Source organism: Alteromonas sp. ABE4_545 (assembly GCF_056161325.1).
In genome coordinates, this window is sequence record NZ_JBSWYY010000004.1 from 203,822 (window position 1) to 229,320 (window position 25,499).

The following is a 25,499-nucleotide window of genomic DNA, read 5'->3' on the forward strand; positions in this document are numbered from 1 at the left end:
CAATGTACTAGCTTGCGCTAGTACATCATCATTGCGTTGGATTCGTAAATAATCCATACCGATAGACCTACCACCAGTACGATAATGACCGCACTGAAGATAAATGAAAGCGTGCTTGCTTTGCCGTCTTCGGTTACAAAGTTCAAGTGCAAGAAGTACTTCAAGTGCACCCAAATTTGCGCTACTGCCATAATGGTAATGGTCCAGAAAGTCGTTGGCTTAGAGAAGCCCCCTTCCATAACCATCCAAAATGGGATCGCAGTTAAGATTACTGATAATACGAAACCAATAACGTAAGATTTTACGTCGCCGTGATCGGCATGGTTGTCTGTATGACTATGACTCATTACATGGCTCCCATCAGGTAAACAACGGTGAATACACAGATCCAAACGATGTCTAGGAAGTGCCAGAACAAGCTCAAGCAGCTAAGACGCGTTACAGTGCGATCACCCAAACCACGCTTGCTAACTTCGATGATCATTACTGTCATCCAAATCAAACCCGCTGTAACGTGACAGCCGTGCAAGCCTACCAATGAGAAGAACGCTGTTAAAAACGCACTCTCTTGTGGACCATTGCCATGAACAATCAAGTGATGGAATTCGTAGATTTCCATACCGATAAACACTGCACCAAAAGCGAAGGTCACGAGCAACCAAGCTAGTGTCGCGCCTTTTTTCTTAGCGTGAGCGCTAATCATGGCAAAGCCAAAGGTAATACTACTAAGTAGTAGCGCAGCAGTTTCTACCGCTACGAAGTCAAGTTCGAAGATATCTTTACCCGATACTCCGCCCGCAGTGTTCATAAACAACACTGCGTAAGTTGCAAAGAATGATGCGAACAACAAGCAGTCCGTCATCAAGTACAGCCAGAAACCGAATACGGTATTTCCGCCTGTATCGTGATGCTCATCGTGACCGTGGTCATGAGCCGCATCTAAGTTCGATGTAATGGTACTCATGCTGAAACCTCTTCTTTCACACCTGCTTCTTTCAGGTGAGCACGTTCAATCTCGATAATTTCATCAGGCTGTACGTAGTAATCTACGTCGTTGTTGTAGCAGCGGAACAAGAACGTCACGATGCCGCCAACAAGGCCAACGATTGCCAACCACCAAATGTGCCAGATCATAGCAAAACAGAACGCAGTGAATCCTGCACTCATGAAAATACCAGCTGAGGTATTCTTAGGCATGTGAATAGGCGCATAGCTTTCTTCAAGCTTGTATGCTTCGCCTTTTTCTTTCATGTCAGTCCATGCATCGATGTCGTGAACATGTGGGATTTTCGCGAAGTTATAGAACTGAGGTGGAGACGCAGTAGACCACTCAAGTGTATGACCGTTCCACGGATCACCTGTCGTGTCTTTAAGCGCTTCACGATTCTTGAAGCTAACGTATAGTTGAACCAACTGGAACACGATACCGAATAGGATGATAAATGCACCCACAGTAGCGATGTATAACCAGATGTTCCAATCAGGGTTGTTCGTATGGTTAAGACGACGAGTCATACCCATGAAGCCCAACACATAAAGTGGCATAAAGGCTACGAAGAAACCAACGATCCAGCACCAAGCAGAGCGCTTGCCCCATTTTTCGTCAAGCTTGAAGCCCATCGCTTTCGGGAACCAGAAAGCAAAACCTGCTAGGTAACCGAACACCGCACCACCAATGATGGTGTTGTGGAAGTGAGCAATCAAGAACAAGCTGTTGTGCAAGACGAAGTCAGCACCAGGGATAGCAAGTAGAACACCTGTCATACCACCAATAGAGAAGGTAACCATGAAGCCAAGTGTCCAGATTACCGGTACACCAATGCGTAGGCGACCACGGTACATAGTGAACAACCAGTTAAACAGTTTAACCCCTGTTGGTACCGCAATGATCATAGTCATCACACCAAAGAAGGCGTTCACGTTTGCGCTTGAGCCCATTGTGAAGAAGTGGTGTAGCCAAACGATGAAACCTAGAATTGAGATCGCACCACTTGCATAAACCATCGACTTGTAACCGAACAAACGCTTACCAGTAAAGGTAGAAATGATTTCTGAGAAAATACCAAATGCAGGCAAAATCAGAATGTATACCTCAGGGTGACCCCATGCCCAGAATAGGTTGATATACATCATGGCGTTACCGCCAGCGTCATTGGTAAAGAAATGGAAATCTAGGTAACGGTCTAACGTCAACATTGCCAATACTGCAGTGAGGATTGGGAATGAAGCAGCAATTAGGATGTTTGCCCAAGTACAAGTCCAAGTAAAGATAGGCATATCCATTAACTTCATACCTGGTGCACGCATCTTAAATACAGTAACCAAGAAGTTAACGGCAGTCAGCAAGGTACCCAAACCGGATATCTGCAGCGCCCATATATAGTAGTCGACCCCGACCCCCGGACTGTATTCCAACCCTGAAAGTGGTGGATACGCTACCCAACCTGTTTTTGCAAATTCACCCAGACCTAGCGAGATGTTGATTAGGATTGCACCACCTGCAGTCAACCAGAAACTTAGGTTGTTCAGGAATGGGAATGCCACATCGCGCGCACCAATCTGCAATGGCAAGATGATGTTCATCAAACCAATCATAAATGGCATCGCCATAAAGATGATCATGATGACACCGTGAGCCGTGAAGATTTGGTCATAGTGTTCTGGAGGCAGATAACCTTCTGCACCATTGGTAGCAGCGGCTAACTGAGTACGCATCATGATAGCGTCAGCAAAACCACGCAGAAGCATGATCATCGCAAGTACGATATACATAACACCTAGGCGTTTATGGTCAACAGATGTGATCCAGTTGTTCCAAAGCGGCGCCCAGCCTTTGTGTTTGGTGATTAGACTCGCAACAATGAGTCCAAGCACTGCAACCACACCCAATGTAACCATGACGATAGGCTCATGGTAGGGTACGGCTTCAATTGATAATTTACCTAAAAATGACATGATTACTCCTCACCGCCACTTTCATGATGACCGCCTGTATTTGCGTTATGGTGACGCATTACTTCAGTCTTTTCATGACCCACAGCATTATTGGGCTTTCCGTAGAAATCCATTGAGCCGTGATCTTGCATAAACTTCATCACAACAGAATGGAAAAGCCCTTCTGACACTGTGCCAAAGTATTCTACTGGGTGATATTCAGTAGGCTCAGCTAACTTAGCGTAGCGCTCCTGAGTAAGTGCATCGTTAGACGATTTTACTTTTGCAACCCAAGCATCAAAGTCCGCTTGTGTTTCAGTCGCGATAGTGTCGAACTGCATACCGGTGAAACCAGCACCACTGTAGTTTGAAGAGAAGCCATCGAATGTACCCGCGTGGTCAGCAATCAAATGAAGCTGTGTTTCCATGCCTGCCATTGAGTAGATTTGGCTACCCAATTGAGGAATGAAAAACGAGTTCATTGTGCCTTCGGAGGTGATCTTGAATTTCACTGGCACGTCTTTAGGAATGACTAATTCATTCACTGACGCAATGCCTTGCTCTGGATAAATGAAGAGCCATTTCCAGTTTAGTGAAACTACCTCAACCGTCATGTGTTCCCCGCGGCCTTCAATAGGCTTGTAAGGGTCCAACGCGTGGGTAGAACGCCAAGTGATCACACCCAAAACCACGATAATGATGATGGGAATTACCCATACCACTGTCTCGATTTTGGTCGAGTGAGCCCATTTAGGCGCATAGATTTCATGGTCACGACCTTCTCTGTATTTCCAAGCGAAATACAAGGTCATACCGATTACAGGTAGGACAACAAGTAGCATTAGAATAGTCGCGACAATGATTAGCCACTTCTCTTCCATGCCCACTTGTCCTTTCGGATCAAGCACGCCACCCGCACAGCCAGCTAAGCTAAGCATTGCGAACAACAGAGCCAATTTACTAAGGTTACGAATTAACAAAGGTATCTTCCTATAACCCAATGGTTTACAACCCAATCGCACTAGATGTAGTACGACACTCATTTACTAGCCGAAGCCAGTATAAAACATGCAATATAAAGATGAGTCTTGAACGTCGGCGTGGCGTAACGCAGATGCTCTCAAACAACTCGCTTAAAAAAGCCAGGTGTCTAGCGACTCACCTTTACGCGCATTCTGGGGGAGCTCGACTTCCGTGAACAGTTAACGGAATTGAGCGCGCAAATACTTCTAATACTTGCCGTTTGAATTTTTGGATTTTAACCCCACGATATTGGGTAGGGGTTAAGAACATTAACACCCAAGGCGCCAATGTGTAGAAAACGAAGAGGGTTGCCATAGCAATACCAAAACCGGCAAAAGCAACGCTTTCCATAAGTAGCGAGTCTAAAATAGAACTCTCCCACTCTGTGGCATTGATTAAAACGGTTGATAGTAGAACACAAGCAATGATAAAGCGGACAAACGACGCCATCACCGAACGGTTGTCGGCGATAGTGGCCTCTTGAGTGTGAGGCGAATTAGTCATTATTGATGGGCCTATCAGTAGGCGCATCCAACCCGTTAGCATGAGCGTCGATTCTCTAATATTCGATTCGTCAAATAATAACAAACGCTATTATTTTTAAAATTTCGGCGCAAAATGATACCAAAATTCAAAGTACAAACAAAGTTAACTTTACGTACATTAGGCGCTAATCGCTCATTTTTTGTGTGGATATTTAAAATAAAGTTAGCCACGCTATAAAAATCAAACAGTTATAGGTTGACAACGAACGAGACCTTACAATAAACCTACTAATTAAAGGGCTATTTTTCCATCAATGACCGTGTTTAATAACACTGTAACGAAGTTTATCCACCCAAACATGGTTTATATACATTTTATTAACATGGGCTTTTTTGGACACTTCTCGCTGACCAAAAAACATACGAATCAATGAGTTAAAAACTGCATTATTAGGCGATGCGTAAACAACGGGTGAAAATAAACGCAATTGAATAGCCAAACGGGTAAAAACCATTGCTTATTCGCCCTCAATTGCGCAAATTGAGGTTTACAGTACTGCTCCATTTATTTGCGAAAAATCGAATAGAAAGCGAAACACCAAAACAGGCACAACGCGAAGTTACCATCAGTAAAACGTGATCAACACATGCCCAATAGGTGTATAACTAAGCTAGACCATCGATGAATACATGGCTCCGAACAATGAAACAAGACAATAATAACGCAGCTAATGCTGCTGAAAAGCAACATGACGACATGTTGGACTTTTTAAGTGAAATGGGTGACGTAAAGCCGCTTCAACAAAACGATAGAGTGTATCATCACAACGCTGCACTCTCTGTTGCCGAAAAACAAGCGCGGTTTTCTCTACATCAGACCCACAATGTTCAACACATTCCACTCAGTATGGAAGGCGTGACGCCCGTACAACCAGAAGACTATCTGGAATACAAAAAGGCCGGTATTCAAGATGGCGTGTATAAGAACTTGCGACTGGGGAAATACCAAATAGATACACGGCTAAACATCAGCGGACTTTCACTGGCACAAACCCGAGAGCAAGTCTACGTCACCCTGCAAAACGCACATAATCAAGGTGCGCGTTGCGTATTAATTCAACACGGCTTGGGTAGAGAAAGTAAACCCTTCCCTGCGCTCAAGAAAAGCTATGTCAGCCACTGGCTACAAGAAATTGATGAAGTGATTGCGTTTCATACAGCACAACCGCAGCACGGCGGTTTAGGGGCAACCTATGTATTGTTGAAGAAACACCCGGAGCAAAAGCAAATCAATCGCGAACGCCAACGGCGCCGCTGATTGATTTAACTTTGAATTTTTTTGCGCAAAGATGCGTGTTATTTTTGTTGAATCACTGACTGTGATTCTTGGACATCTGCTGACTTGGCGGAAGTACTAAATACGGCTGTTACAAACATAAATACAACAGCTAATGCGACCCCGCTCAAACCAAAGCCTTTAGATGAACGATTCATACTCGTCTCTTATTATCTTGTGCCAGTAATTACTACTAACCAGCCATTACCCTAACCACACAAGTCCTTGTCTCTACTACGCATTCCTAGCGTGATTACCACTGTATAACGCTTAAACGGCATTGACAAGGTGTCTGGACAATTTTTTGACACCTTGCTGCCATTTTTTTGATCCCTTTTAATTCACAAACGTACGCGCGTTTCTGAAAATACGCATCCAAGGGCTATCTTCTTGCCACTCATCAGCACGCCAAGAGTTAGCAACCGCACGGAAAACACGCTCTGGGTGAGGCATCATGATAGTACAACGACCGTCTGTAGTAGTAAGACCTGTAATGCCTTCAGGTGAACCATTCGGGTTTGCTGGATATTGTTGCGTCACTTGGCCGTAGTTATCAACATAACGCAAGGCAACTTGAGATTGCACAGCATCAACACCACCAGCCTGAGCAAACTCAGCACGCCCCTCGCCATGTGACACAGCAATAGGCATACGCGATCCCGCCATACCCTGAAGCAATACAGAGTTAGACTCAGCCACTTCGACCATTGCAACACGGGCTTCAAAACGCTCCGATTGGTTAGTCACAAAGTGCGGCCACGCATCGCTTCCAGGAATGAGCGCTTTGAGATTAGACAACATCTGACAACCATTACACACACCCAAACTAAAGGTTGAGTTGCGGTTAAAGAAAGCTTCAAACTCATCGCGTGCACGGCTGTTAAACAAAATCGATTTTGCCCAACCTTCGCCAGCTCCTAATACGTCACCGTAAGAGAACCCACCACAAGCAGCTAAACCACTGAATTGCTCAAGAGACACGCGACCAGCGAGAATATCGCTCATGTGCACATCAATGGCTTTGAATCCAGCGCGAGTAAATGCTGCAGCCATTTCTAAATGAGAGTTCACGCCCTGCTCTCGCAAAATAGCCACTTGAGGTTGAACGCCAGTTGCGATCATTGGCGCCGCGACATCTTCGTTAATGTCATACGTCAAAGCGGCGTGTAAACCTGGATCTGCAATGTCTTGTTTAGCGGCAAATTCTTGGTCAGCACAAGCCGGGTTGTCGCGCATGGCCTGCATTTTGTGCGTAGTTTCTGCCCACATGGTACGGTAAGCCACACGAGTATCACTCAATACTGCAACATTGTTGCGTGTAAACTCTACGCTATCGTGGGTATTCAACGTACCGATATCATGGGTCAAATCAGCGAGACCGGCGTCAGCTAAAATAGCATTAACCTTTTCGAGGTCTTCTGATTTCACTTGAATCACAGCACCAAGTTCTTCGTTGAACAATACTGCAAGGTCATCATTATTGAGGGTATCAAGTGATACAGACACACCCGTTTTACCCGCAAACGCCATTTCGGCTACCGTAGTAAACAAGCCACCATCCGAGCGATCGTGATACGCAAGCACATAACCTGCTTCAACTAAACGCTGTACACCATTGAAGAAGTTAGCCAGTAATTCAGGGCTATCGACGTCAGCAGGCTTATCACCTAACTGCTGATAGACCTGAGCCAAACAACTTGCACCTAGTCGATTTTGGCCCGCACCCAGATCAATAAGCAACAAACGTGTGTCGCCTTTATCTGTGCGCAATTGTGGAGTGACTGTTTTACGAATATCGGTCACTGCACCAAATGCTGAAATCACTAGAGACAACGGTGATGTTACCGCCTTATCTTCGCCACTGTCTTCCTGCCATGCCGTTTTCATCGACATGGAGTCTTTGCCCACAGGGATAGTCAAACCAAGTGCAGGGCAAAGCTCTTCACCGACCGCTTTTACCGCTTCGTATAAACCGGCGTCTTCACCCGGATGACCCGCTGCCGCCATCCAGTTTGCAGACAATTTAATACGCTTCAAATCACCAATGTGTGCTGCAGCGATATTGGTGAGTGCTTCACCAACAGCTAAACGCGCAGAAGCGCCATAGTTAAGCAGTGCAACCGGTGTGCGTTCACCCATCGACATAGCTTCACCATGATACGTATCAAATGCCGAAGCCGTCACTGCTACGTCAGCTACCGGTACCTGCCAAGGACCAACCATTTGATCTCGGCTCACCAAGCCCGTTACAGAGCGGTCGCCAATCGTGATCAAAAAGGTTTTTTCTGCAATTGTCGGTAAACGCAACAAGCGCTGAGCCGCATCAGCTAATGTGATGTCGGTACGATCGATGGCATCACCCGTTACGCTTTCAGATTTCACATCACGATGCATTTTAGGTGGCTTGCCTAACAGTACATCAAGCGGCATATCAATTGGCTGATTGTCGAATTTACTGTCACTCAATAACAAATGAGGTTCTTCAGTCGCTTCACCGATGACCGCAAATGGCGCGCGCTCACGCTGACAAATCGCCTCAAACACAGCTAATTTTTCAGGTGATACAGAAAGCACATAACGCTCTTGAGATTCGTTACACCATAGCTCTAACGGCGTCATGCCCGGCTCATCAGAGAGTACATCGCGCAATTGGAAGCGACCACCACGGCCACCGTCATTCACTAATTCAGGCATTGCGTTGGACAAACCACCAGCGCCAACATCATGAATAAATTGAATCGGGTTTTCGTCACCAAGCTGCCAACACGCATCGATCACTTCTTGGCAGCGACGTTCCATCTCTGGGTTATCGCGCTGTACCGAAGCAAAATCTAGGTCTTCGCTAGACTGCCCTGATGCCATAGACGATGCTGCACCGCCACCGAGGCCGATATTCATCGCTGGACCACCAAGCACGATAAGCTTGGCACCAACAGTAATCTCACCCTTTTCTACGTGCGAGTTGCGAATGTTACCCAAGCCACCAGCTAGCATGATGGGTTTGTGATAACCACGTACTTCTTTGCCATTAAAGCTTGTAACTTCTTGTTCGTAAGTACGGAAATAACCCAGTAGTGCCGGACGGCCAAACTCGTTGTTAAATGCAGCGCCACCCAATGGGCCATCAATCATGATATCTAGTGCACTCACAATGCGCTGTGGTTTACCGTATGCCACTTCCCAGGGTTGTTCTAATCCAGGGATGTGTAAGTTACTCACGGTGAAACCCACCAAACCCGCCTTTGGCTTGGAGCCTCGACCTGTTGCGCCTTCGTCGCGAATCTCACCACCTGAACCGGTAGCTGCGCCAGGGAAAGGAGAAATGGCTGTAGGGTGGTTGTGGGTTTCAACCTTCATCAAAATCGCGATATCTTCATGATGATAAGCGTATTGATGAGTGTCGGGATCAGGGAAGAAACGGCCAGCTTCCCACCCTTCCATTACAGCTGCGTTGTCTTTATAAGCAGAAAAAACATAATCAGGGCAAAGTTCAAAGGTGTTTTTAATCATCTTGAACAATGACTTTGGCTGAACTTCGCCGTCGATGGTCCAGTCTGCGTTAAAAATTTTGTGACGACAATGCTCAGAGTTTGCTTGAGCAAACATATAAAGCTCAACATCGTTCGGGTTACGGCCAAGCTTTACAAAGTTCTCATGTAAATAATCGATTTCATCTTCAGCGAGGGCCAAACCTAGCGTTTGGTTTGCACTCGCTAAGGCGTCACGCCCTTGCCCCAACACGTCTACCGAATCAAAGCTTTTTGCTTCGGCTTGTTCAAACAACGCCGATGCCGCCTCAAGGTCGCTAAAGACTTGCTCGGTCATGCGGTCGTGTAATACCGCAGAAATCCCTTGACGTTGGCTGTCAGATAACTCGCCATCCACATCAATGTAATAAGCACAACCGCGCTCAATACGTTCAATGCTCGACAAGCCACAGTTATGTGCAATATCTGTCGCTTTACTAGACCAAGGCGAAATAGTCCCTGCGCGAGGTGTCACTAAAAACAAGGCACCTTGAGGTGTTTGCTCTTGTTGCTTGGGGCCATACGTAAGTAGTTTATCTAAAACTTGAGATGCTTCTTCACTCAAAGCTTGAGATACATTAACAAGGTGAACGAATTCGCTGTAAACAGCATTGATTGAGATGCCCGCTTGAGCAAATTGTTGCGTGAGTTTGTCTTGACGAAATGCAGACAGAGCCGGTGCGCCGCGAAGGACCAACATAATAAGTACCCGATAGTTGATGCAGGTGCCAACAGGTAAGCTGAAGACAGCCTGGTGTTGAGTCGTATTCGGACGCGGATTATAGAGGAAAAGGCCACGCTTGGTAACTAGAAGTTGTCAGATATTCACCAACTTATTTGAAAAACTGGCACGACCAATTGCCACTTTCACCGATTCCAACGGTTTTGTCGTACAAAGTGAAAATTTTCAGTACTTATAAACATGTCGAATTTGTCACCAATTATCAAACAGCTATTGTTATATAATAGAAAATGGTCACAATAGGTTTTGCGTCTCAATCAATTAGAACATAAGCGTGGAACGAATTTTCTGTATTATCGGGTTGTTTGTACTTTTTGGCTGCACTGAGCCACAACGCCCCGATGACATCGCTAAAATTACACAGCAAAAAATAGTCAAGCTCGGCACCATTTATGGCCCGACTACATATTACATTGGTACTGATGGCCCTAAAGGGTTGGAATACGAATTGGCTAAAGGCTTTGCTGACTACCTTGGTGTCGAATTACAGGTGTTCCCGTTTTATTCATACCAAGAATTATTGCCGCAGCTTGCCAATGGTCAAATGGACATTGTCGCTACAGGCCAAGTTACCACGACAGAATTAACCCAACAATTTATCAGCGGCCCAGCGTATGAACAGGTTGATTTACAGCTGATTTATCACAAGCGTAGCCCTAGACCTAGAGATTTAAACAACCTAGATGGCTTGCTGATGGTAGTCGCTCACAGTAGCCATGACTCTGTATTAAACCAATTGAAAGCACAGAATAACGCGCTGCAGTGGCGTACGACTGACGAAAGTGATCAACAAGAATTATTAGAAATGGTGGCATCAGGTGAGCTCACTTACACCATAGCCGACAGTAATATCGTGGATATGTTGAGACGCCGTTACCCAGATTTGTCTATCGCTTTTAATATAGCGGCAGTGCAGCCGGTATCTTGGTTATTAACCAATAACGGCGACGACTCTATCCGAGCCGCACTATTAGAATATTTTGGCACCTTACAACAGTCGGGCAAATTGGCCATGCTCGAAGAAAAGTACTACGGCCACGTTCGCAGCTTCGACTATGTCGACACATTAGCGTTTATGGACGCCGTAGAAACCGTACTCCCGACATACCGCCCTGTTTTTGAACAGCACGCCAACAATGTAGACTGGCGACTACTTGCCGCGATGAGCTATCAAGAGAGTCACTGGAAACCCCATGCGGTGTCGAAAACAGGGGTCGTTGGTATGATGATGCTCACCGTAGAAACCGCATCAGATATGAATGTCACCAACCGAGAAGACCCACAGCAAAGTATTCGTGGTGGCGCCACCTACTTTGCGAGTTTGCTCAGTCGAATTCCTGCGCGAATCCCTTCACCAGACCGAGTATGGATGGCGCTGGCGGCGTATAATATTGGTCTGGGTCACTTAGAAGATGCACGAGTGTTAACCCAGCGTCAAGGCGGTAGCCCAGATGTTTGGCTTGACGTAAAACAACGCCTTCCACAACTGAAACAAAAGAAATACTACCGCTTAACCCGCTATGGTTTCGCTCGCGGCGACGAAGCGCTTCACTACGTAGAAAATATTCGACGCTATTACGACACCTTAATTTGGCTTGATGAGCAAGCACAACCTAGCACTGAAAAACCGGTTACTCAGCCCAACACAACAACTCAAACACGCCCGCAGTAATCGATAAAGAGAAATTTCTGTAAGTCATCTTGAAACTTGTCACAAAGCCTTCATATTCTGTTGATACTTTGCCTAGCGAGTAACAAATACATCCGAAGTTAGCTGTTATTCGTAACGACATTGTGACCAACAAAAGCAGTGCAATCCTGTTCGCTTTATCGCTCGAATGCTGTATAAGGCTGGAGGTATAACAATGAAAAGAAACAAAACCCTATTAACAAGAGGTATAACAATGAGAAACAGTAACCGTCGTCGCAGCATGCTGCGTCGCTCACATCAAAAAGTACTCAACCGACGTCGTAATTTCATGAACTTCGACGTTGTTTTGCCAAGCCCTACTACAACTTCCCGCTAGCTTGTAGGGCTTTTAACGCTTTTTTCTCCTTCCGCCTTCGCTGGAAAAACGCAGAAATCTTTTCCCCACACTCTTTTGCCAACACCCCCCCGGTAATCTCAATTTGATGATTCAATTGCGGATGTTGTAAAAGCTGCATGACTGAACCAGCGGCACCCGTTTTTTCATCAAATGCGCCAAACACAACACGTGTAATACGACTATGAACAAGTGCGCCAGCACACATTGGGCAGGGCTCCAGCGTAACGTAAAGTGTGGCATCAACAACGCGATAGTTTTGCCGATGTAACGCTGCGGCTTTGATTGCGCGCATTTCAGCGTGGGCACTTGGGTCATGGTCAGTTATTGGCGTATTCCACCCCTCCCCAATCACTTCGTCATGAGAGACAATGACAGCCCCAACAGGTACTTCATTGATCGCCTCGGCATTATCAGCTAATGCTAATGCGTGACGCATCCAATACGCATCGTTATGGTCAGACTCATTACTCATTGGTCAAATTCACTAACTCGAAAATAAAGGACAACAACTGTAAAAATCTATCCTATTGTTTTTTATTAAAAATAACAGATGGCAAACTATTTGCTGTATCAATGAAAATGGTTGGTTTGAATCTCATTAATTTCACCCGCTCACGGCAATGCGAGCGCGCTATTATAAATGAATGAGCAATCCGTTACATTATTGATTATAGTTATTGAAACAGTGAAGAAGAGGGATTCGTTATGAACTTAACTGCAATTGCAATTATCGCTATTATTTCTGGAATGATTGTTTCTATTGTCAAAGTGGCAACTAAACATCAACAACACAAAACCAAATTCAAAAATGATCCAGCGTTGGAACAGGAACTAGCGGCGTTGCGCGAGCGTGTTGAAGTGTTAGAAAGTATTGTCACCGACAGTAAATACGACCTTAATCGTCAATTCGACGAACTGAAAAAAGATCGGGTAGCATAATTGACTACCAATCACGGGGCGCCACTGTCGGCCCGTGATAAACGCGGCACGCACCCTGCAGGCCAATGCAGAGTATCAATAAAGTCGATGTAAACAACCTTGTTACATCGAATAAAAAAGAACAATTCTTCGCCTTTTTCGTTGCAACACAACCTCGTCATCAGTAATCTGTAGTAAAAATAACCAAATATTCCCTGCATATTAAAGGCCTTACTCTTAACAATGCTTTTCACACCCAGTTATTCGGCTCAGGCTCGTCACTTTAAGAGAGCTACCCGTATGGTTTTGGCGTTGCTCTTGTTGTTACATCAACCCGTTTATGCCGAACAAACGATCCATATTTTGTTTAATGCAGAAATGACACACATCAACAGCGAGCAAACCGGTAGTTTTGCTCAAATGGGCACGGTTGTTGACACGTTCAGAAAACAAGATGCCCCCACCTTTTTCTTATTTGGCGGCGACAGTTTGGGGCCGAGTGCTTTGTCTGCTATGGATAGAGGCGCGCACATCATTGACATCATGAATAGCGTAGAGCCTGATGTTTACGGGGTTGCAATGCGCGAGTTTAGTTATTTTGAAGACGAGTTAACCTTGCGTTCTTACGAAGCGGCATTTCCTATGGTTGCGGGTAATATACTCGATCCGTTACAAGACAAAAATTTAGACGGGATTGAAGATTACGCCATCATTAAAAAGTCGGGGTTCACGTTAGGTGTAATCTCCATTCTAGACCCCGCAAGTGTTCAAAAATATGCGTTTAAACGGATTAAAATTTTAGATGCCATTCCGGCAGTTGAAACACTGTCGCAAACTCTAAAGCAACTCAACGTCGACTTTATCGTTTTACTGTATTCTTCCAATATGGCACAGGTTGACCGGTTACTCGATGCTGGCGTTATCGATCTGGCATTCCAAAAAGACGCCCATTTCGAAATGAAAACCGATGCATTCAAGCCGCAGCACCCGAGAAACATATTGGTCACCGGGCTTGCTTCCATGGTACACGTTGCCTTAAAAAAGCCTAATGCAAGCTCTGCCGTTACACATAAAATCGAATTTATAAATCTACTAGCGCAACAACCCGACAGTGAAATTCAAGCGTTGGAAAACGACTATGAATCACGTATGGATTTTCTGTTAGACATTCCCTTAGGCACTTCTGATCAAACATTAGATCTAACCAGAAGCGCGGTACGCACCAAAGAAAATGCGTTCGGTAATTTTATTGCCGACGCCTTGCGAGAATACACCGATGCGGAAATTGGCTTGGTCAATGGCGGTACCATTCGCAGTGACAGGGTATACATGAAAAATAGTGTGATCTCACACAGAGACATCGTGAACATTTTGCCTTATCGAAATAGCGTAGTGTTGATTAATGTAAGCGGTAAAAACATCTTAGCAACACTCGAACACAGTTTGAGCGCCATCGAAAACGCCAACGGCCGCTTTATTCATGTTTCAGGCATGCGGGTTCGTTATGACTCCCATGCACCTGCCGGTGAGCGGCTGTTGTCGGTCTCGGTTAATGGCGAACCATTAGACCCAAACAAAACCTATGCTGTTGCAACGCTTAATTATGTGGCGAATGGTGGTGACGGCTACAGCATGCTGAAAGACAGCCCCACCAAACCCTACGCGCGCCCCAAAAACCAATTACTGACAGATGTAATATCAGACACGATTCAATCTACTCAAACCATTTCCCCACAAATTGATGGTCGACTTATGGATGTAGCAGGGAAACAATAGCGTGATAATGGAAGACCAAACTGACGCTGTCAGTTTTAAAATAAAAAAAGCCGCCCATTCGGTACGCCACCTCACGGTTGGTCGCCAATTAGGGGTTATTCTCTTCGCGGTAGTCACGCTGCTGGTAGTGATAGGCTTTTTGCTATTCCAGCGTTTAACGCTTTCGCAAAATATTTTAAGCAACATCGCCGACGAATCTGTTCCTGGCATGCTGCAGTACAGTGATACCGTGTTACAAGCCAACCAGTTATTCAACGCACTAGAACAACTCACTAAGGCCAATAGCCCTGCTATCCGACGTATTGCCGAAGAAACCGTACAAAAACAACTCGCCGAAACCGAGAAAATGACCGCATCTTTGGATATGAGCGACAATTTGATCAAACAACTGAACGTGATCAGTAGTGACATGACGGAACTCAGTCAGCTCATTAAGACAAAACTCAATTATCAAAGTCATATTTTGTCACAAAAGCAACAAATGCAGGTGATCCGTAAAACCATGCAACACCGATTTGTCGAGTATGCGACGCAACACTCGAACGCCTCCGAAGCGGTGATGGTGTGGGCCATTGAATTTTCTTCTATTCTGTCAGATACCTTTAGTATCACTAACAGTAACCGTTTAACAGAAATCAGAGAGTCAGAACGCGTTACCCAACAAAAGTTAGTCGACCTAAAAACAACCATTCCGTCACTCCCTGCTGCGCTAAGAGCGGATGCTAGCACACTGGCCGATTCGTTATCGCAGTTGCTTTACGGCAATAGCGGCCTTTATCACGAACTCACAGCCTATTTAAAAATAGCGGGGAAAAGCAGAGGGAGAGAGCACTTCATCAGTAATATGATCAACGACTATGCGCGTACCACCAGCAAGCTCTCGTATTACAAAAACCAACAAGGTTTACAACAAATCGCGCAGTTATCTCAAGATATGGAAAGCCAAGAAAAATGGTTCAAAATCTCGGCTATCGTATCGGCGTTTACACTGCTTTTGTCTTATTACCTGATCCACTCGCGCGTGGTGAAACGTCTACGTAAACTAACAGCAACCCTGCACAAGAGTTTGCCCAAAGAAAAATGGTATCAAAACCCTACGCAGGGCGATGAAATTGACGAACTAGAGCACGCGCTTTATTTATTCTCCCATACCATTAACCAACAAAATAAAAAGCTTCACACACTGTCACTCACCGACGGGCTCACTAAAATTGCGAATCGCAGAGCTTTTGACATTCGCATTCAACAAGAACTAAGCCTCGCCCAGCGTCATCGCTGGCAATTGTCTGCAATGCTCATTGACGTTGATTACTTCAAGTATTACAACGACCATTACGGCCACGCGGCGGGTGATAAAACCTTGCAAAAAACGGCTGAAATTATCCAAAGCGCCATTCGACGCACACAAGACTTTGTCGGACGCTATGGCGGTGAAGAGTTTGTGGTTATTTTACCCGACACAGACCAACTCGGTGCTGAGCAAATTGCTCAAAACATGTTAAAAGCCATAGAAACCGCCAATATCGAACACAAAGGCAGTAAAGTAAAAGAAATAGTCACTTTCAGTATCGGGATTGCGACTTACCAGCTTGACAGCGAGCTAGATGCCGACCATATCATGCGACGGGTAGACGCCGCCTTGTACTACTCAAAACAAAACGGCCGCTTTAAATACACCCATTACGACGACATTAAAAACCTCTATGACATGTAAGCACTGCGAAAATGAAGTTCGACAACAAGCTGCGGCGATTGCGCTAATCTCCCTCTAAAAAGTAGCGCTCTGCTCTTTCTACCCGCCGAGGTTTACCTGCTACCACCAATACGTCTCCCGCTTGGAAGATCAACGCTTGGTCTGGATCAGCAAACTCTTGCCCATGTCGGCGCAAGCCTTTTAATCTCACCCGCAAGCGAGAAAAGTCAATGTCAGCAATTTGCTTACCAAGTACAAAAGAAGAGCCTCCCAATACCACAGCATGGATAAACTCTAACTTGTCCTGGGTTCCGTAAGTGATTTCGGTAGTCTCTCCAGGGTAAAATCCATGAAGGTGATCATAACGGCCTTTCCGCTCAGCCCTTACCCGCTTTAAAATACGAGACATAGGCACACCGGCATAGTGAAGCACTTGCGAGATCAACATCAAATTACCTTCCTGAAGCTCTGGCACCACTTGATTCGCTCCCGCTTTGTAGAGGTCGTCTAAATGGTAATCCTTTCGTGTTCTCACCATCACCTCAAGCTCAGGAGCGATTTGCTTTGCGGCGTGGATCACTTGAGTAACCCGATCAGGCTGATCAAAGGTAATTAATACTAACTTTGCCCTATTGATACCCGCGCTTTCTAGTATGTCTTTTTGCGCGGCATCACCAAACATCACTTGCTCACCGGCATTTCGGCTTTCAAATACCCTAACAGGGTCAACGTCGATAACCACATGAGCGATACACTCCATTTTGAGCAAGCGCGCAACCGACTGACCAACGCGACCAAACCCGCAAATAATCACATGGCTATCTAAACCATCCGTATTGAGAGGCTCTGTACTTTCTGCGTGTTGTTGTTCTGGAGAGGTATAAACGCGTTGTGCAATAGTAAGGCTATGCTTTACAAGCCATGGCGTCACGGCCATGCTGATAATCCCCATCGAGACAATAATCGACGATTGAAAAGGCGTAATGACTTCGTAACTCTTAGCTAGTGACGCAATAACAAAACTAAATTCACCAATCTGACACAGCTTTATACCTGCCGACCATGCATCCAGTGGTTTGGCATTGAACACGTATGCTGCAGCGACCACAAATAAGACTTTCACTATCATCACGCCCACAATACCAAGCGCAATATAGTGGCCATGTGACAATAGCACGCCTATGTCTAGCTGCATGCCAACCGTCACAAAGAAGAGGCCCATAAGAATATCTCTAAATGGGCGGATATCAGCTTCTAATTGATACTTATACTGGCTCTCTCCCAACATCATTCCGGCTAAAAACGCCCCTAACGCCATCGACAAACCAAACGCATAAGTTAACCCAGCGGCCAACAAAGCCACTAAAATGGTGGTAAGCACAAACAGCTCATCTGTGCGGGTACGGGCTACCTCACGAAAAACCCAAGGCAATACCCACTTGCCAGCCGACATGAGTATCAGCACAACCGCTATACCTTTGAGTAACGCCAAACCAAGAGCCATTGCTAAACTGGTTTCTGCGGCACCTGACAACAAAGGAATGGCAATCAAAAAAGGCACAACAGCTAAGTCTTGAAATAACAATACGCTAATAGCAAGTTGCGTACGTACATTATTGAGAATGCCCAACTCGGTGACTTGTTTGATAACAATGGCCGTCGAGCTTAGTGCCAACATTCCGCCGACGACAACGGCTGAAGAAGCGTCTACATGAAATAAAAAGGCGATGCCGCTGAATGCCGCGGTGGTAAGTAGCATTTGGCCGAGGCCAATACCAAAGACCATATTGCGCATAGCCAGTAATTTGGGGAGCGAAAACTCTAAGCCTAATGAGAACAACAAAAAGACAATGCCGATTTCTGCCAACAGATGCATATCTTCAGGGTGAGCGAATAGCGCTATGACCTCTGGCCCTGCCAAAACACCAGCAAACAAGTAGGCAAGAATGGGCGGCAAGCTGAATCGTTTAAACAAAGCCACACTGAATACGGCCAACAGCATTAACAGTACGATTTGAACAAAACCACTCGTCTCCAGCAAATCACACTCCTTTACAAAAATTGGGCATAGGTTTTGCAGAACCTCTTTTAACAGCGCCGATCTGCTGATTTTTTGACGACTTTATGTCTACAAAACCAGCGAATGGCTGCACATTGCAACACTGACGATGTAAGGGGCCTATTTTGGATTTCTCTTCAACTATTTACGATAGCACAGCTTCAGACAACTTTTTTAGTTCTACTCATTCAAACACAGGTTTATCAGTAGAACAAACCAACAGTGTGTTGAACCAACTGCTGTCGACAATTGAATTATCAACATTAGGCTCGGTGTTCTTTAGCCAGTTGTCTAACTATTTGCCTGTGGCAGCCATTGATCTGAGCGACTTTGGCGCGCATTTGCGATATGGAAGATTGCCCAATAAACGCGCCACTGAAACAATAGCGCTGGCGCTCCCCAGCGTAAAAGCGGGTCTGTATAATGAAGATGCGGCGATAAAATACGTGTTTTCAGCGTCCCCTACCGTTGCCCAGCGACGCGTGCTAGCCACGTTACATCAGTTGTTCACACAACCTTTAATTCACGCGCTGGAATTTAAACGGTTGAAGTTATTAGCTACAAAAGATGTGCTAACGGGGGTTAATAACCGCAATGCATTTAATGACCGTTGCAGTCGACTGTTGAATCTCGCTGAACGTAAAAATGGCACCTTTGGCTTACTTGTCATCGATTTAGACAACTTCAAACAAGTGAATGATGCCTTTGGTCACCAAGAAGGCGATAACGTATTAATCGATGTGGCGAATTTGTTACAAGCGACTTTGCGATGCAATGAAGAAATTTATCGTTTTGGTGGCGATGAGTTCTGCTGTCTTTTAGAAGATATCGACAAACAGAGTTTAACGGTAGTTGCCGAGCGTCTTCGCAGTAATGTAGAAGCCAGTGAATACCTCGCTCAGCATGAAGTCTCATGCAGTATCGGCGGAGCAATCTATCAGCAGGGCGACGATATGGCCGCGCTATTCAAACGCGCCGATTCAGCTCTGTATCATGCAAAATCACAAGGTAAAAACGCCTTTCAAGCCGCATAATCAACGATGGCAAAGGATTGCCGCTTAACGCCACTCACCTCGCCATTCCTTGCCCTACTGCCATTACACTTCTTTACAGCAGCGTTATTTCATACCCTTCATTCTCACGATAATGACTGAGTAATACGATTTCAGTGCTCAATAAAATCGCCACAGGTTTGCTATTCACTATGAGCAATGGCACAGACGAACGCAACCAGGGGGGAATTCGCCATTCTTTAAACCAAGCACTCAGGCGTTTACTGTGTGGTTTGGTCATGGGTTTCACAACGTGAAAATACTCGCCGTATGTTACGCTCAAGATCTCAACATCGTGATTCACCACGCTTACGTATTGCCCATTCAGCGGTAATTGCAAAACCTGACCTTTTTCAACCTCTTGAGATGTTTGCACCAAAGCCGAATCTTCAGTGCAAAGCCAGAGCATATCATCGTAACGACGGACCCAATGACTGCCTACCTTAATTTGCGGCTGCTTGTCTTCTGACGCATGACACGCACCAATCACCTGCTCTAAACGCTTTTCTGATGGCGCCGCAATACTGTGAGTGTCAAACCAGTATCTTACTAACGCTTTTTGCCATTCATACGAAAATGTCAGTAATGCACTCACCATCAGCTTCTCGTTTTTAGATACCTGTGGCCAAAAGCTCTCACACGCGTCATCAATGAGGCGTTGGGATTCAGCGCAATGTTTGGCAGAGCGAGCAACCGTCGACGCCATTGCCGGCCATCGCGTGGTTAGTAATGGCAATATCGACTGACGCAAAAAATTACGGTCAAATTGCTCGTCTAGATTTGAGGCGTCTTCAACCCAGCTCAATTTGTGATATTGTGCGTAGGCTTCAATATGCGACCGACTCACTGATAATAACGGTCTGAACAACTGCCCTTGTTGTTTTTGTTGTATCACACTCATGCCAGACAGTCCTTTAAGCCCAGCGCCTCGTTTGAGTTGTAGCAACACGGTTTCGAGTTGATCATCTTGGTGATGGGCCGTCACAACAACCGCCGATAAAGCCGCAGCTTGAGTAAATAACGCCGCATAACGCTCTCGTCTTGCTTCGGCTTCCCAACTCGTTCGACGAGTTTCAGAAATAGTGAGTTGTTGAGTGAAGAAGGGCACGTCGTATTGAATACACACTGACTCACAAAAACGCGCCCAATCATCGGCATGCTCGCTTACGCCGTGGTGAATATACATTGCAGAGAGCGTGATACTTGATTGCTGAGACAAAGTCGATAGCGCGTGTAACAACACCATAGAATCAATACCGCCGCTTAAGCCAAGCAGCAATGAGGGAGTATGCCCTTTACTGGTAGCAAGACGATCGCGATATTGCGCTACCGCCGACTCAACAGCACTATCTATATCTAAACAAGGTGAAGACAAATACCTATCCTATCAACGAAAAATGGGGCGATATCGCCCCATTTTTACTTAATTTGTGTTTGATTAACAGTAACCAAACGACATCAAGCGCGCATAACGCTCTTCCATCAGTTTATCGACCGGAAGAGATTGCAACTGACTTAGTTGCTGCTTTAACGTTGCCTTCAAGTTTGCTGCCATTTGCGTATGATCGCGATGAGCACCACCTTGTGGTTCTTCAACAATTGCGTTAATCAATCCTAGCTCTTTGATCTGCTGTGCGCTTACACCCATAGCTTCAGCGGCTAATGGCGCTTTTTCAGCGCTCTTCCACAGAATAGATGCGCAACCCTCGGGAGAAATTACAGAGTACGTGCTGTATTGCAACATGTTTACGCGGTCGCCCACGCCAATTGCCAATGCACCACCAGAACCGCCTTCACCAATTACCGTACAAATAATTGGCACTTTCAATTCAGCCATTTCCATCAAGTTACGCGCAATCGCTTCACTTTGACCACGTTCTTCCGCGCCCACACCAGGGTAGGCTCCTGGCGTGTCAATTAGGGTAATAATCGGCAAGTTGAAGCGCTCTGCCATTTTCATCAATCGCAACGCTTTGCGGTAGCCCTCAGGCTTAGGCATACCAAAATTGCGCTTAATTTTCTCGTGGGTATCACGGCCTTTCTGATGACCAATCAACATAACAGGTTGATCATCTATTTTTGCGAGGCCACCCACAATGGCTTTGTCGTCAGCGTAAGCGCGATCACCAGCCAATTCATCAAAGTCATTAAATAACTTGCTGACGTAATCCAATGTGTAAGGACGCATTGGATGACGGGCCAACTGAGAAATTTGCCACGCGCCTAAATCGGAAAAAATCTTTTTTGTCAGCTCAACGCTTTTTTCACGTAAACGCGTGATCTCTTCTTCAATACCAACGTCAAACTCTCCACCTTGATTCACCAATCTTAGCTCTTCTATTTTTGCTTCTAGTTCAGCGATCGGTTGTTCAAAGTCCAAAAACTGTATACTCATTCTGTGTCCTATCTTTACTGCCGCGGTTGATAGCTACTGTCTTTTAGTGATAGCTCAGAGACACGCTTTGTTCACCTAAGCACTGTTTCAATTCATGTAACAGTTGATCTTCTGGCGTGACATACCATTGCGCACTACACGCTAATGATACCGACACGTCAGGATGTAACAAGTTCAAATGCACTGGGCAACTGCCACCCGCATAATTCTGAAGAATGCTCTGCAATGAGGTTAATTTATCTGCTTTACACCACTCAGTGTCAAGTTGTAATGATACCGCTCTTGCATTGCGTTCACGCGCTTGTACGATATCCATTGCGTCTCGTGCGGTGATTGTATTGCCCCCAGAGAAATCATCAAAGCGGACCTCTCCTTTTATGAGCAATATACGGTCACTTTCTAGCATAGATTCGAACTGTTCGTACATATCAGGGAAGAATCGTACGTCCATTCGCGCACTTTTATCATCCAGCGTCACAATCGCCCAGCGACGACCTTTCTTATTGGTCATCACACGCACACCCAATACCAGGCCAACAGCAGTCGCCATTTGGTCTTTTCCTGTTGGCTTTAAGTCAACTAATCGGCCATCACTGTAGTGTTTTATTTCGTCGGCGTACTGGTTTATTGGGTGACCTGTTAGGTATAAACCTAGCGTCTCTTTTTCGCCATCGAGCCAAACTTTTTCAGGCCATTGCGGTACATCGGCAAAGGCTTGTGCGACCTCTTCGGGTTCAGTAGTCAACAAGCCAAACATATCAGACTGCCCGAAAGACTCTGCTTTGGCATGTTGTCCAGCGGCTGCTATGGCTTCAGGTAATGACGCCATAAGTGCTGCACGGTGCGGGCCTAAGTTGTCCATTGCACCCGATAACACCAGCTTTTCTAATACCCGCTTGTTAACGCGTTTAATATCAACTTTGGCACAAAAATCAAATAAGTCGCTGAACTCGCCATTAGCTTCACGAGCCTCGATAATGGCATCAATAGGGCCTTCACCTACCCCTTTAATTGCACCTATACCGTAAACAATGCGCCCTTGTTCATCCACTGTGAACTTATAGCGGCCTTTGTTTAAGTCTGGCGGTAAAATCTCAAGCCCCATACGACCAACTTCGTCAACCAAGGTCACGATCTTATCGGTGTTGTCCATATCCGCAGACATAACCGCAGCCATAAACTCAGCAGGATAATGTACTTTTAACCACAAGGTTTGGTAAGACACCAACGCATAAGCAGCGGAGTGAGATTTGTTAAATCCATAACCGGCGAACTTTTCCACCAAGTCGAAGATTTTCATCGCGAGGTTGGGGTCGATATTGTTGTTCTTTGCGCCGTCTTCAAAGGTCGAACGCTGCTTCGCCATTTCTTCCGGTTTTTTCTTACCCATTGCGCGACGTAATAAGTCGGCGCCACCGAGCGAATACCCCGACATTTCTTGCGCGATCTGCATGACCTGCTCTTGGTACAAGATAATGCCGTAGGTTGGCTCTAGAATTTCTTTCAAACACTCGTGTTGGTATTCGGCATCCGGATAAGAGATTTCCTCTCGGCCGTGCTTACGATCGATAAAGTTATCTACCATGCCCGATTGCAGCGGGCCGGGGCGGAATAGCGCTACCAAAGCGATAATATCTTCGAAACAGTCTGGCTTCAGGCGTTTGATAAGCTCTTTCATACCACGCGATTCCAACTGGAATACGGCGGTAGTTTCAGCGTTTTGTAAAGTGCGGAAGCTCTTAGGGTCTGCTAATGGAATGGCACTGATGTCAATATCTTTGCCTTGTCCTTCTTTCACCATGTCCAGCGCCCACTGGATAATGGTTAGGGTACGCAGTCCTAAAAAGTCGAACTTCACCAGACCAGCAGTTTCAACATCGTTTTTATCAAACTGGGTAACCGGGTTTTTACCTTCGTCATCGCAATACAAAGGCGCGAAGTCAGTGATGGTGGTGGGCGCGATGACCACGCCTCCTGCGTGTTTACCGGCATTTCGCGTCACCCCTTCAAGGATGCGCGCCATATCGATAAGGTCTTTAACTTCTTCATCAGCGTCGTAAAGCTCTGGTAAACGCGGCTCTTCTTTAAACGCCTTTGATAATGACATACCAGGGTCAGACGGGATCAATTTTGAAATGCGATCAACAAAACCATAAGGGTGACCTAATACGCGGCCTACGTCACGCACTACCGCCTTGGCTGCCATGGTTCCAAAAGTGATGATCTGTGACACCGCATCGCGATTATAGAGTTCTGCAACGTGGTCAATCACCTCGTCTCGACGATCCATACAAAAGTCGACGTCGAAATCTGGCATCGATACCCGTTCAGGGTTAAGGAATCGTTCGAATAGCAAATCAAATTCGAGCGGGTCGAGATCGGTAATTTTTAATGCATAAGCGACCAGTGAACCTGCACCAGAACCACGACCAGGCCCAACGGGAATACCGTTGTCTTTACTCCACTGAATAAACTCCATTACGATCAAGAAGTAACCGGGGAAACCCATTTGGTTGATTACTTGCAACTCGATTTTTAATCGGTCGTCATATTCAGGGCGCTTTTCTGCGCGCTCGGCCTCGTCTGGGAAGAGAAATTCCAAACGCTCTTCCAAGCCTTCTTCAGACACTTTAACTAGGAAGTCTTCAGTGGAAAGATCACCTGTGGGGAACTGAGGCAAGAAGTACTCGCCCAATCTCACGGTCACGTTACAGCGTTTGGCTATCTCTACCGTGTTTTCTATTGCTTCAGGTACATCGCTAAAAAGCTCGACCATTTCCTCAGCACTGCGAAGATACTGTTGTTCGCTGTACATTTTTGGACGTCGAGGGTCTTCAAGGGTGTAACCATCGTGGATACTCACGCGAATTTCATGCGCTTCAAAGCCTTCAGGCTCCATAAAGCACACTTCGTTAGTAGCGACCACGGGTAATTCTACTTGGTCCGCCAGAGCAACTGCGAGATGATTATAGTCTTCTTCGCCCGCACGACCTGTACGCGTCAACTCTAAGAAGAAACGGTCCGGAAAATGAGATTGATAAAAATCGAGCGCGCCATCCAGTAACCCCTGGTTATTCTTCGCCAGTAGTAAACCGATATCACCGCGAAAGCCTCCGGATAACACAATCACCCCTTCCGCGTGTTCCGCTAACCACTCCTTATCAATCACAGCACGCTGATGCACATGGCCACGTAAATAGGCTTTCGAGATAAGCAGGGTAACGTTTTTGTACCCTTCATTATTCATTGCTAACAGCGTTAGGCGAAACGGAGCTTCGGTAAATTCTTCGCTCTGCACCCAAAAGTCGGCACCTATAATGGGTTTAATCCCACGGTTGTGAGCTTCAGAGTAGAATTTCACCAACCCACACATATTCATTTGGTCTGTAATGGCGACCGCGGGCATATTCTCAGCCTGAACTTTATCCAGTATAGGTTTGACCTTATTCAGGCCATCCATCATGGAAAAATCGCTATGCACGCGCAGATGAATAAATGGAGTGGTCATAGT

At 45.8% G+C, this 25,499-nt stretch carries 18 protein-coding genes; 6 read left to right on the top strand and 12 right to left on the bottom strand.

Features of this window, described 5'->3' with window-relative positions; all coding sequences use genetic code 11:
- Positions 1–17 precede the first annotated feature (17 nt).
- The 5 genes from cyoD to ACXAH6_RS06125 form a co-directional block, all read right to left on the bottom strand.
- The gene (cyoD, locus tag ACXAH6_RS06105) at positions 18–347 is read right to left on the bottom strand and encodes a cytochrome o ubiquinol oxidase subunit IV (protein WP_474875752.1); all 330 of its coding nucleotides are present in this window, start codon (positions 345–347) and stop codon (positions 18–20) included.
- The gene (gene cyoC, locus ACXAH6_RS06110) at positions 347–964 is read right to left on the bottom strand and encodes a cytochrome o ubiquinol oxidase subunit III (RefSeq protein ID WP_474875753.1); all 618 of its coding nucleotides are present in this window, start codon (positions 962–964) and stop codon (positions 347–349) included. The genes cyoD and cyoC overlap by 1 nt, the downstream gene beginning before the upstream one ends.
- Complete coding sequence (gene cyoB / locus ACXAH6_RS06115; protein ID WP_474875754.1) at positions 961–2,955, bottom strand: cytochrome o ubiquinol oxidase subunit I; 1,995 nt, start codon at positions 2,953–2,955, stop codon at positions 961–963. The genes cyoC and cyoB overlap by 4 nt, the downstream gene beginning before the upstream one ends.
- A 2-nt stretch (positions 2,956–2,957) precedes the next feature.
- Positions 2,958–3,914, bottom strand: a complete 957-nt coding sequence (gene cyoA, locus ACXAH6_RS06120; protein ID WP_474875755.1) for a ubiquinol oxidase subunit II — start codon at positions 3,912–3,914, stop codon at positions 2,958–2,960.
- Between the two features lie 184 nt (positions 3,915–4,098).
- Positions 4,099–4,461 carry a hypothetical protein gene (locus ACXAH6_RS06125; protein WP_474875756.1) on the bottom strand — a complete coding sequence of 121 codons (363 nt, stop codon included), beginning with the start codon at positions 4,459–4,461 and terminating at the stop codon, positions 4,099–4,101.
- A gap of 684 nt (positions 4,462–5,145) precedes the next feature.
- Here ACXAH6_RS06125 and smrA point away from each other — a divergent pair.
- Complete coding sequence (smrA, locus tag ACXAH6_RS06130; RefSeq protein ID WP_474875757.1) at positions 5,146–5,760, top strand: DNA endonuclease SmrA; 615 nt, start codon at positions 5,146–5,148, stop codon at positions 5,758–5,760.
- A 38-nt stretch (positions 5,761–5,798) separates the two neighbouring features.
- On the opposite strand, the gene ACXAH6_RS06135 is transcribed toward smrA, so the two are convergent.
- Complete coding sequence (locus ACXAH6_RS06135; protein ID WP_474875758.1) at positions 5,799–5,936, bottom strand: hypothetical protein; 138 nt, start codon at positions 5,934–5,936, stop codon at positions 5,799–5,801.
- 178 nt (positions 5,937–6,114) lie between these two features.
- Positions 6,115–10,005 (bottom strand): phosphoribosylformylglycinamidine synthase, encoded by a 3,891-nt coding sequence (purL, locus tag ACXAH6_RS06140; protein WP_474875759.1) that lies wholly within the window; start codon positions 10,003–10,005, stop codon positions 6,115–6,117.
- Positions 10,006–10,321: 316 nt separating this feature from the next.
- Between purL and mltF the strand changes: the two genes are divergently transcribed.
- On the top strand, positions 10,322–11,719 hold the full coding sequence (mltF, locus tag ACXAH6_RS06145; RefSeq protein WP_474875760.1) for a membrane-bound lytic murein transglycosylase MltF: 1,398 nt from the start codon (positions 10,322–10,324) through the stop codon (positions 11,717–11,719).
- A gap of 338 nt (positions 11,720–12,057) precedes the next feature.
- On the opposite strand, the gene tadA is transcribed toward mltF, so the two are convergent.
- Complete coding sequence (gene tadA / locus ACXAH6_RS06150; RefSeq protein ID WP_474875761.1) at positions 12,058–12,567, bottom strand: tRNA adenosine(34) deaminase TadA; 510 nt, start codon at positions 12,565–12,567, stop codon at positions 12,058–12,060.
- 233 nt (positions 12,568–12,800) lie between these two features.
- Between tadA and ACXAH6_RS06155 the strand changes: the two genes are divergently transcribed.
- The 3 genes from ACXAH6_RS06155 to ACXAH6_RS06165 all read left to right on the top strand — a co-directional run bounded on the left by ACXAH6_RS06155 (position 12,801) and on the right by ACXAH6_RS06165 (position 16,503).
- Entirely contained in the window at positions 12,801–13,034 is a 234-nt protein-coding gene (locus tag ACXAH6_RS06155) for a hypothetical protein (protein ID WP_474875762.1), read from the top strand.
- A 279-nt stretch (positions 13,035–13,313) separates the two neighbouring features.
- Entirely contained in the window at positions 13,314–14,789 is a 1,476-nt protein-coding gene (locus tag ACXAH6_RS06160) for a bifunctional metallophosphatase/5'-nucleotidase (protein ID WP_474875763.1), read from the top strand.
- Positions 14,790–14,796: 7 nt separating this feature from the next.
- Entirely contained in the window at positions 14,797–16,503 is a 1,707-nt protein-coding gene (locus tag ACXAH6_RS06165; protein WP_474875764.1) for a diguanylate cyclase domain-containing protein, read from the top strand.
- 43 nt (positions 16,504–16,546) lie between these two features.
- On the opposite strand, the gene ACXAH6_RS06170 is transcribed toward ACXAH6_RS06165, so the two are convergent.
- Positions 16,547–18,484, bottom strand: coding sequence for a monovalent cation:proton antiporter family protein (locus tag ACXAH6_RS06170; protein ID WP_474875820.1), 1,938 nt, complete (start codon positions 18,482–18,484; stop codon positions 16,547–16,549).
- Between the two features lie 182 nt (positions 18,485–18,666).
- On the opposite strand from ACXAH6_RS06170, the gene ACXAH6_RS06175 reads away from it, so the two are divergent.
- A complete protein-coding gene (locus ACXAH6_RS06175; protein ID WP_474875765.1) occupies positions 18,667–19,575 on the top strand; it encodes a GGDEF domain-containing protein in 909 nt (302 codons plus the stop codon).
- Positions 19,576–19,648: 73 nt separating this feature from the next.
- On the opposite strand, the gene tilS is transcribed toward ACXAH6_RS06175, so the two are convergent.
- The 3 genes from tilS to dnaE form a co-directional block, all read right to left on the bottom strand.
- Entirely contained in the window at positions 19,649–20,968 is a 1,320-nt protein-coding gene (gene tilS / locus ACXAH6_RS06180) for a tRNA lysidine(34) synthetase TilS (RefSeq protein ID WP_474875766.1), read from the bottom strand.
- Between the two features lie 63 nt (positions 20,969–21,031).
- Complete coding sequence (accA, locus tag ACXAH6_RS06185) at positions 21,032–21,988, bottom strand: acetyl-CoA carboxylase carboxyl transferase subunit alpha (RefSeq protein ID WP_474875767.1); 957 nt, start codon at positions 21,986–21,988, stop codon at positions 21,032–21,034.
- Positions 21,989–22,031: 43 nt separating this feature from the next.
- Entirely contained in the window at positions 22,032–25,496 is a 3,465-nt protein-coding gene (gene dnaE / locus ACXAH6_RS06190; protein WP_474875768.1) for a DNA polymerase III subunit alpha, read from the bottom strand.
- Between the last annotated feature and the right edge of the window lie 3 nt (positions 25,497–25,499).

Bases quoted from the DNA above. Each gene is read 5' to 3' on its own strand.
- cyoD (WP_474875752.1), bottom strand. From the start codon at position 347: ATGAGTCATAGTCATACAGACAACCATGCCGATCACGGCGACGTAAAA.
- cyoC (WP_474875753.1), bottom strand. From the start codon at position 964: ATGAGTACCATTACATCGAACTTAGATGCGGCTCATGACCACGGTCAC.
- cyoB (WP_474875754.1), bottom strand. From the start codon at position 2,955: ATGTCATTTTTAGGTAAATTATCAATTGAAGCCGTACCCTACCATGAG.
- ACXAH6_RS06125 (WP_474875756.1), bottom strand. From the start codon at position 4,461: ATGACTAATTCGCCTCACACTCAAGAGGCCACTATCGCCGACAACCGT.
- smrA (WP_474875757.1), top strand. From the start codon at position 5,146: ATGAAACAAGACAATAATAACGCAGCTAATGCTGCTGAAAAGCAACAT.
- ACXAH6_RS06135 (WP_474875758.1), bottom strand. From the start codon at position 5,936: ATGAATCGTTCATCTAAAGGCTTTGGTTTGAGCGGGGTCGCATTAGCT.
- purL (WP_474875759.1), bottom strand. From the start codon at position 10,005: ATGTTGGTCCTTCGCGGCGCACCGGCTCTGTCTGCATTTCGTCAAGAC.
- tadA (WP_474875761.1), bottom strand. From the start codon at position 12,567: ATGAGTAATGAGTCTGACCATAACGATGCGTATTGGATGCGTCACGCA.
- ACXAH6_RS06155 (WP_474875762.1), top strand. From the start codon at position 12,801: ATGAACTTAACTGCAATTGCAATTATCGCTATTATTTCTGGAATGATT.
- ACXAH6_RS06160 (WP_474875763.1), top strand. From the start codon at position 13,314: ATGGTTTTGGCGTTGCTCTTGTTGTTACATCAACCCGTTTATGCCGAA.
- ACXAH6_RS06165 (WP_474875764.1), top strand. From the start codon at position 14,797: ATGGAAGACCAAACTGACGCTGTCAGTTTTAAAATAAAAAAAGCCGCC.
- ACXAH6_RS06170 (WP_474875820.1), bottom strand. From the start codon at position 18,484: ATGCTGTTGGCCGTATTCAGTGTGGCTTTGTTTAAACGATTCAGCTTG.
- accA (WP_474875767.1), bottom strand. From the start codon at position 21,988: ATGAGTATACAGTTTTTGGACTTTGAACAACCGATCGCTGAACTAGAA.
- dnaE (WP_474875768.1), bottom strand. From the start codon at position 25,496: ATGACCACTCCATTTATTCATCTGCGCGTGCATAGCGATTTTTCCATG.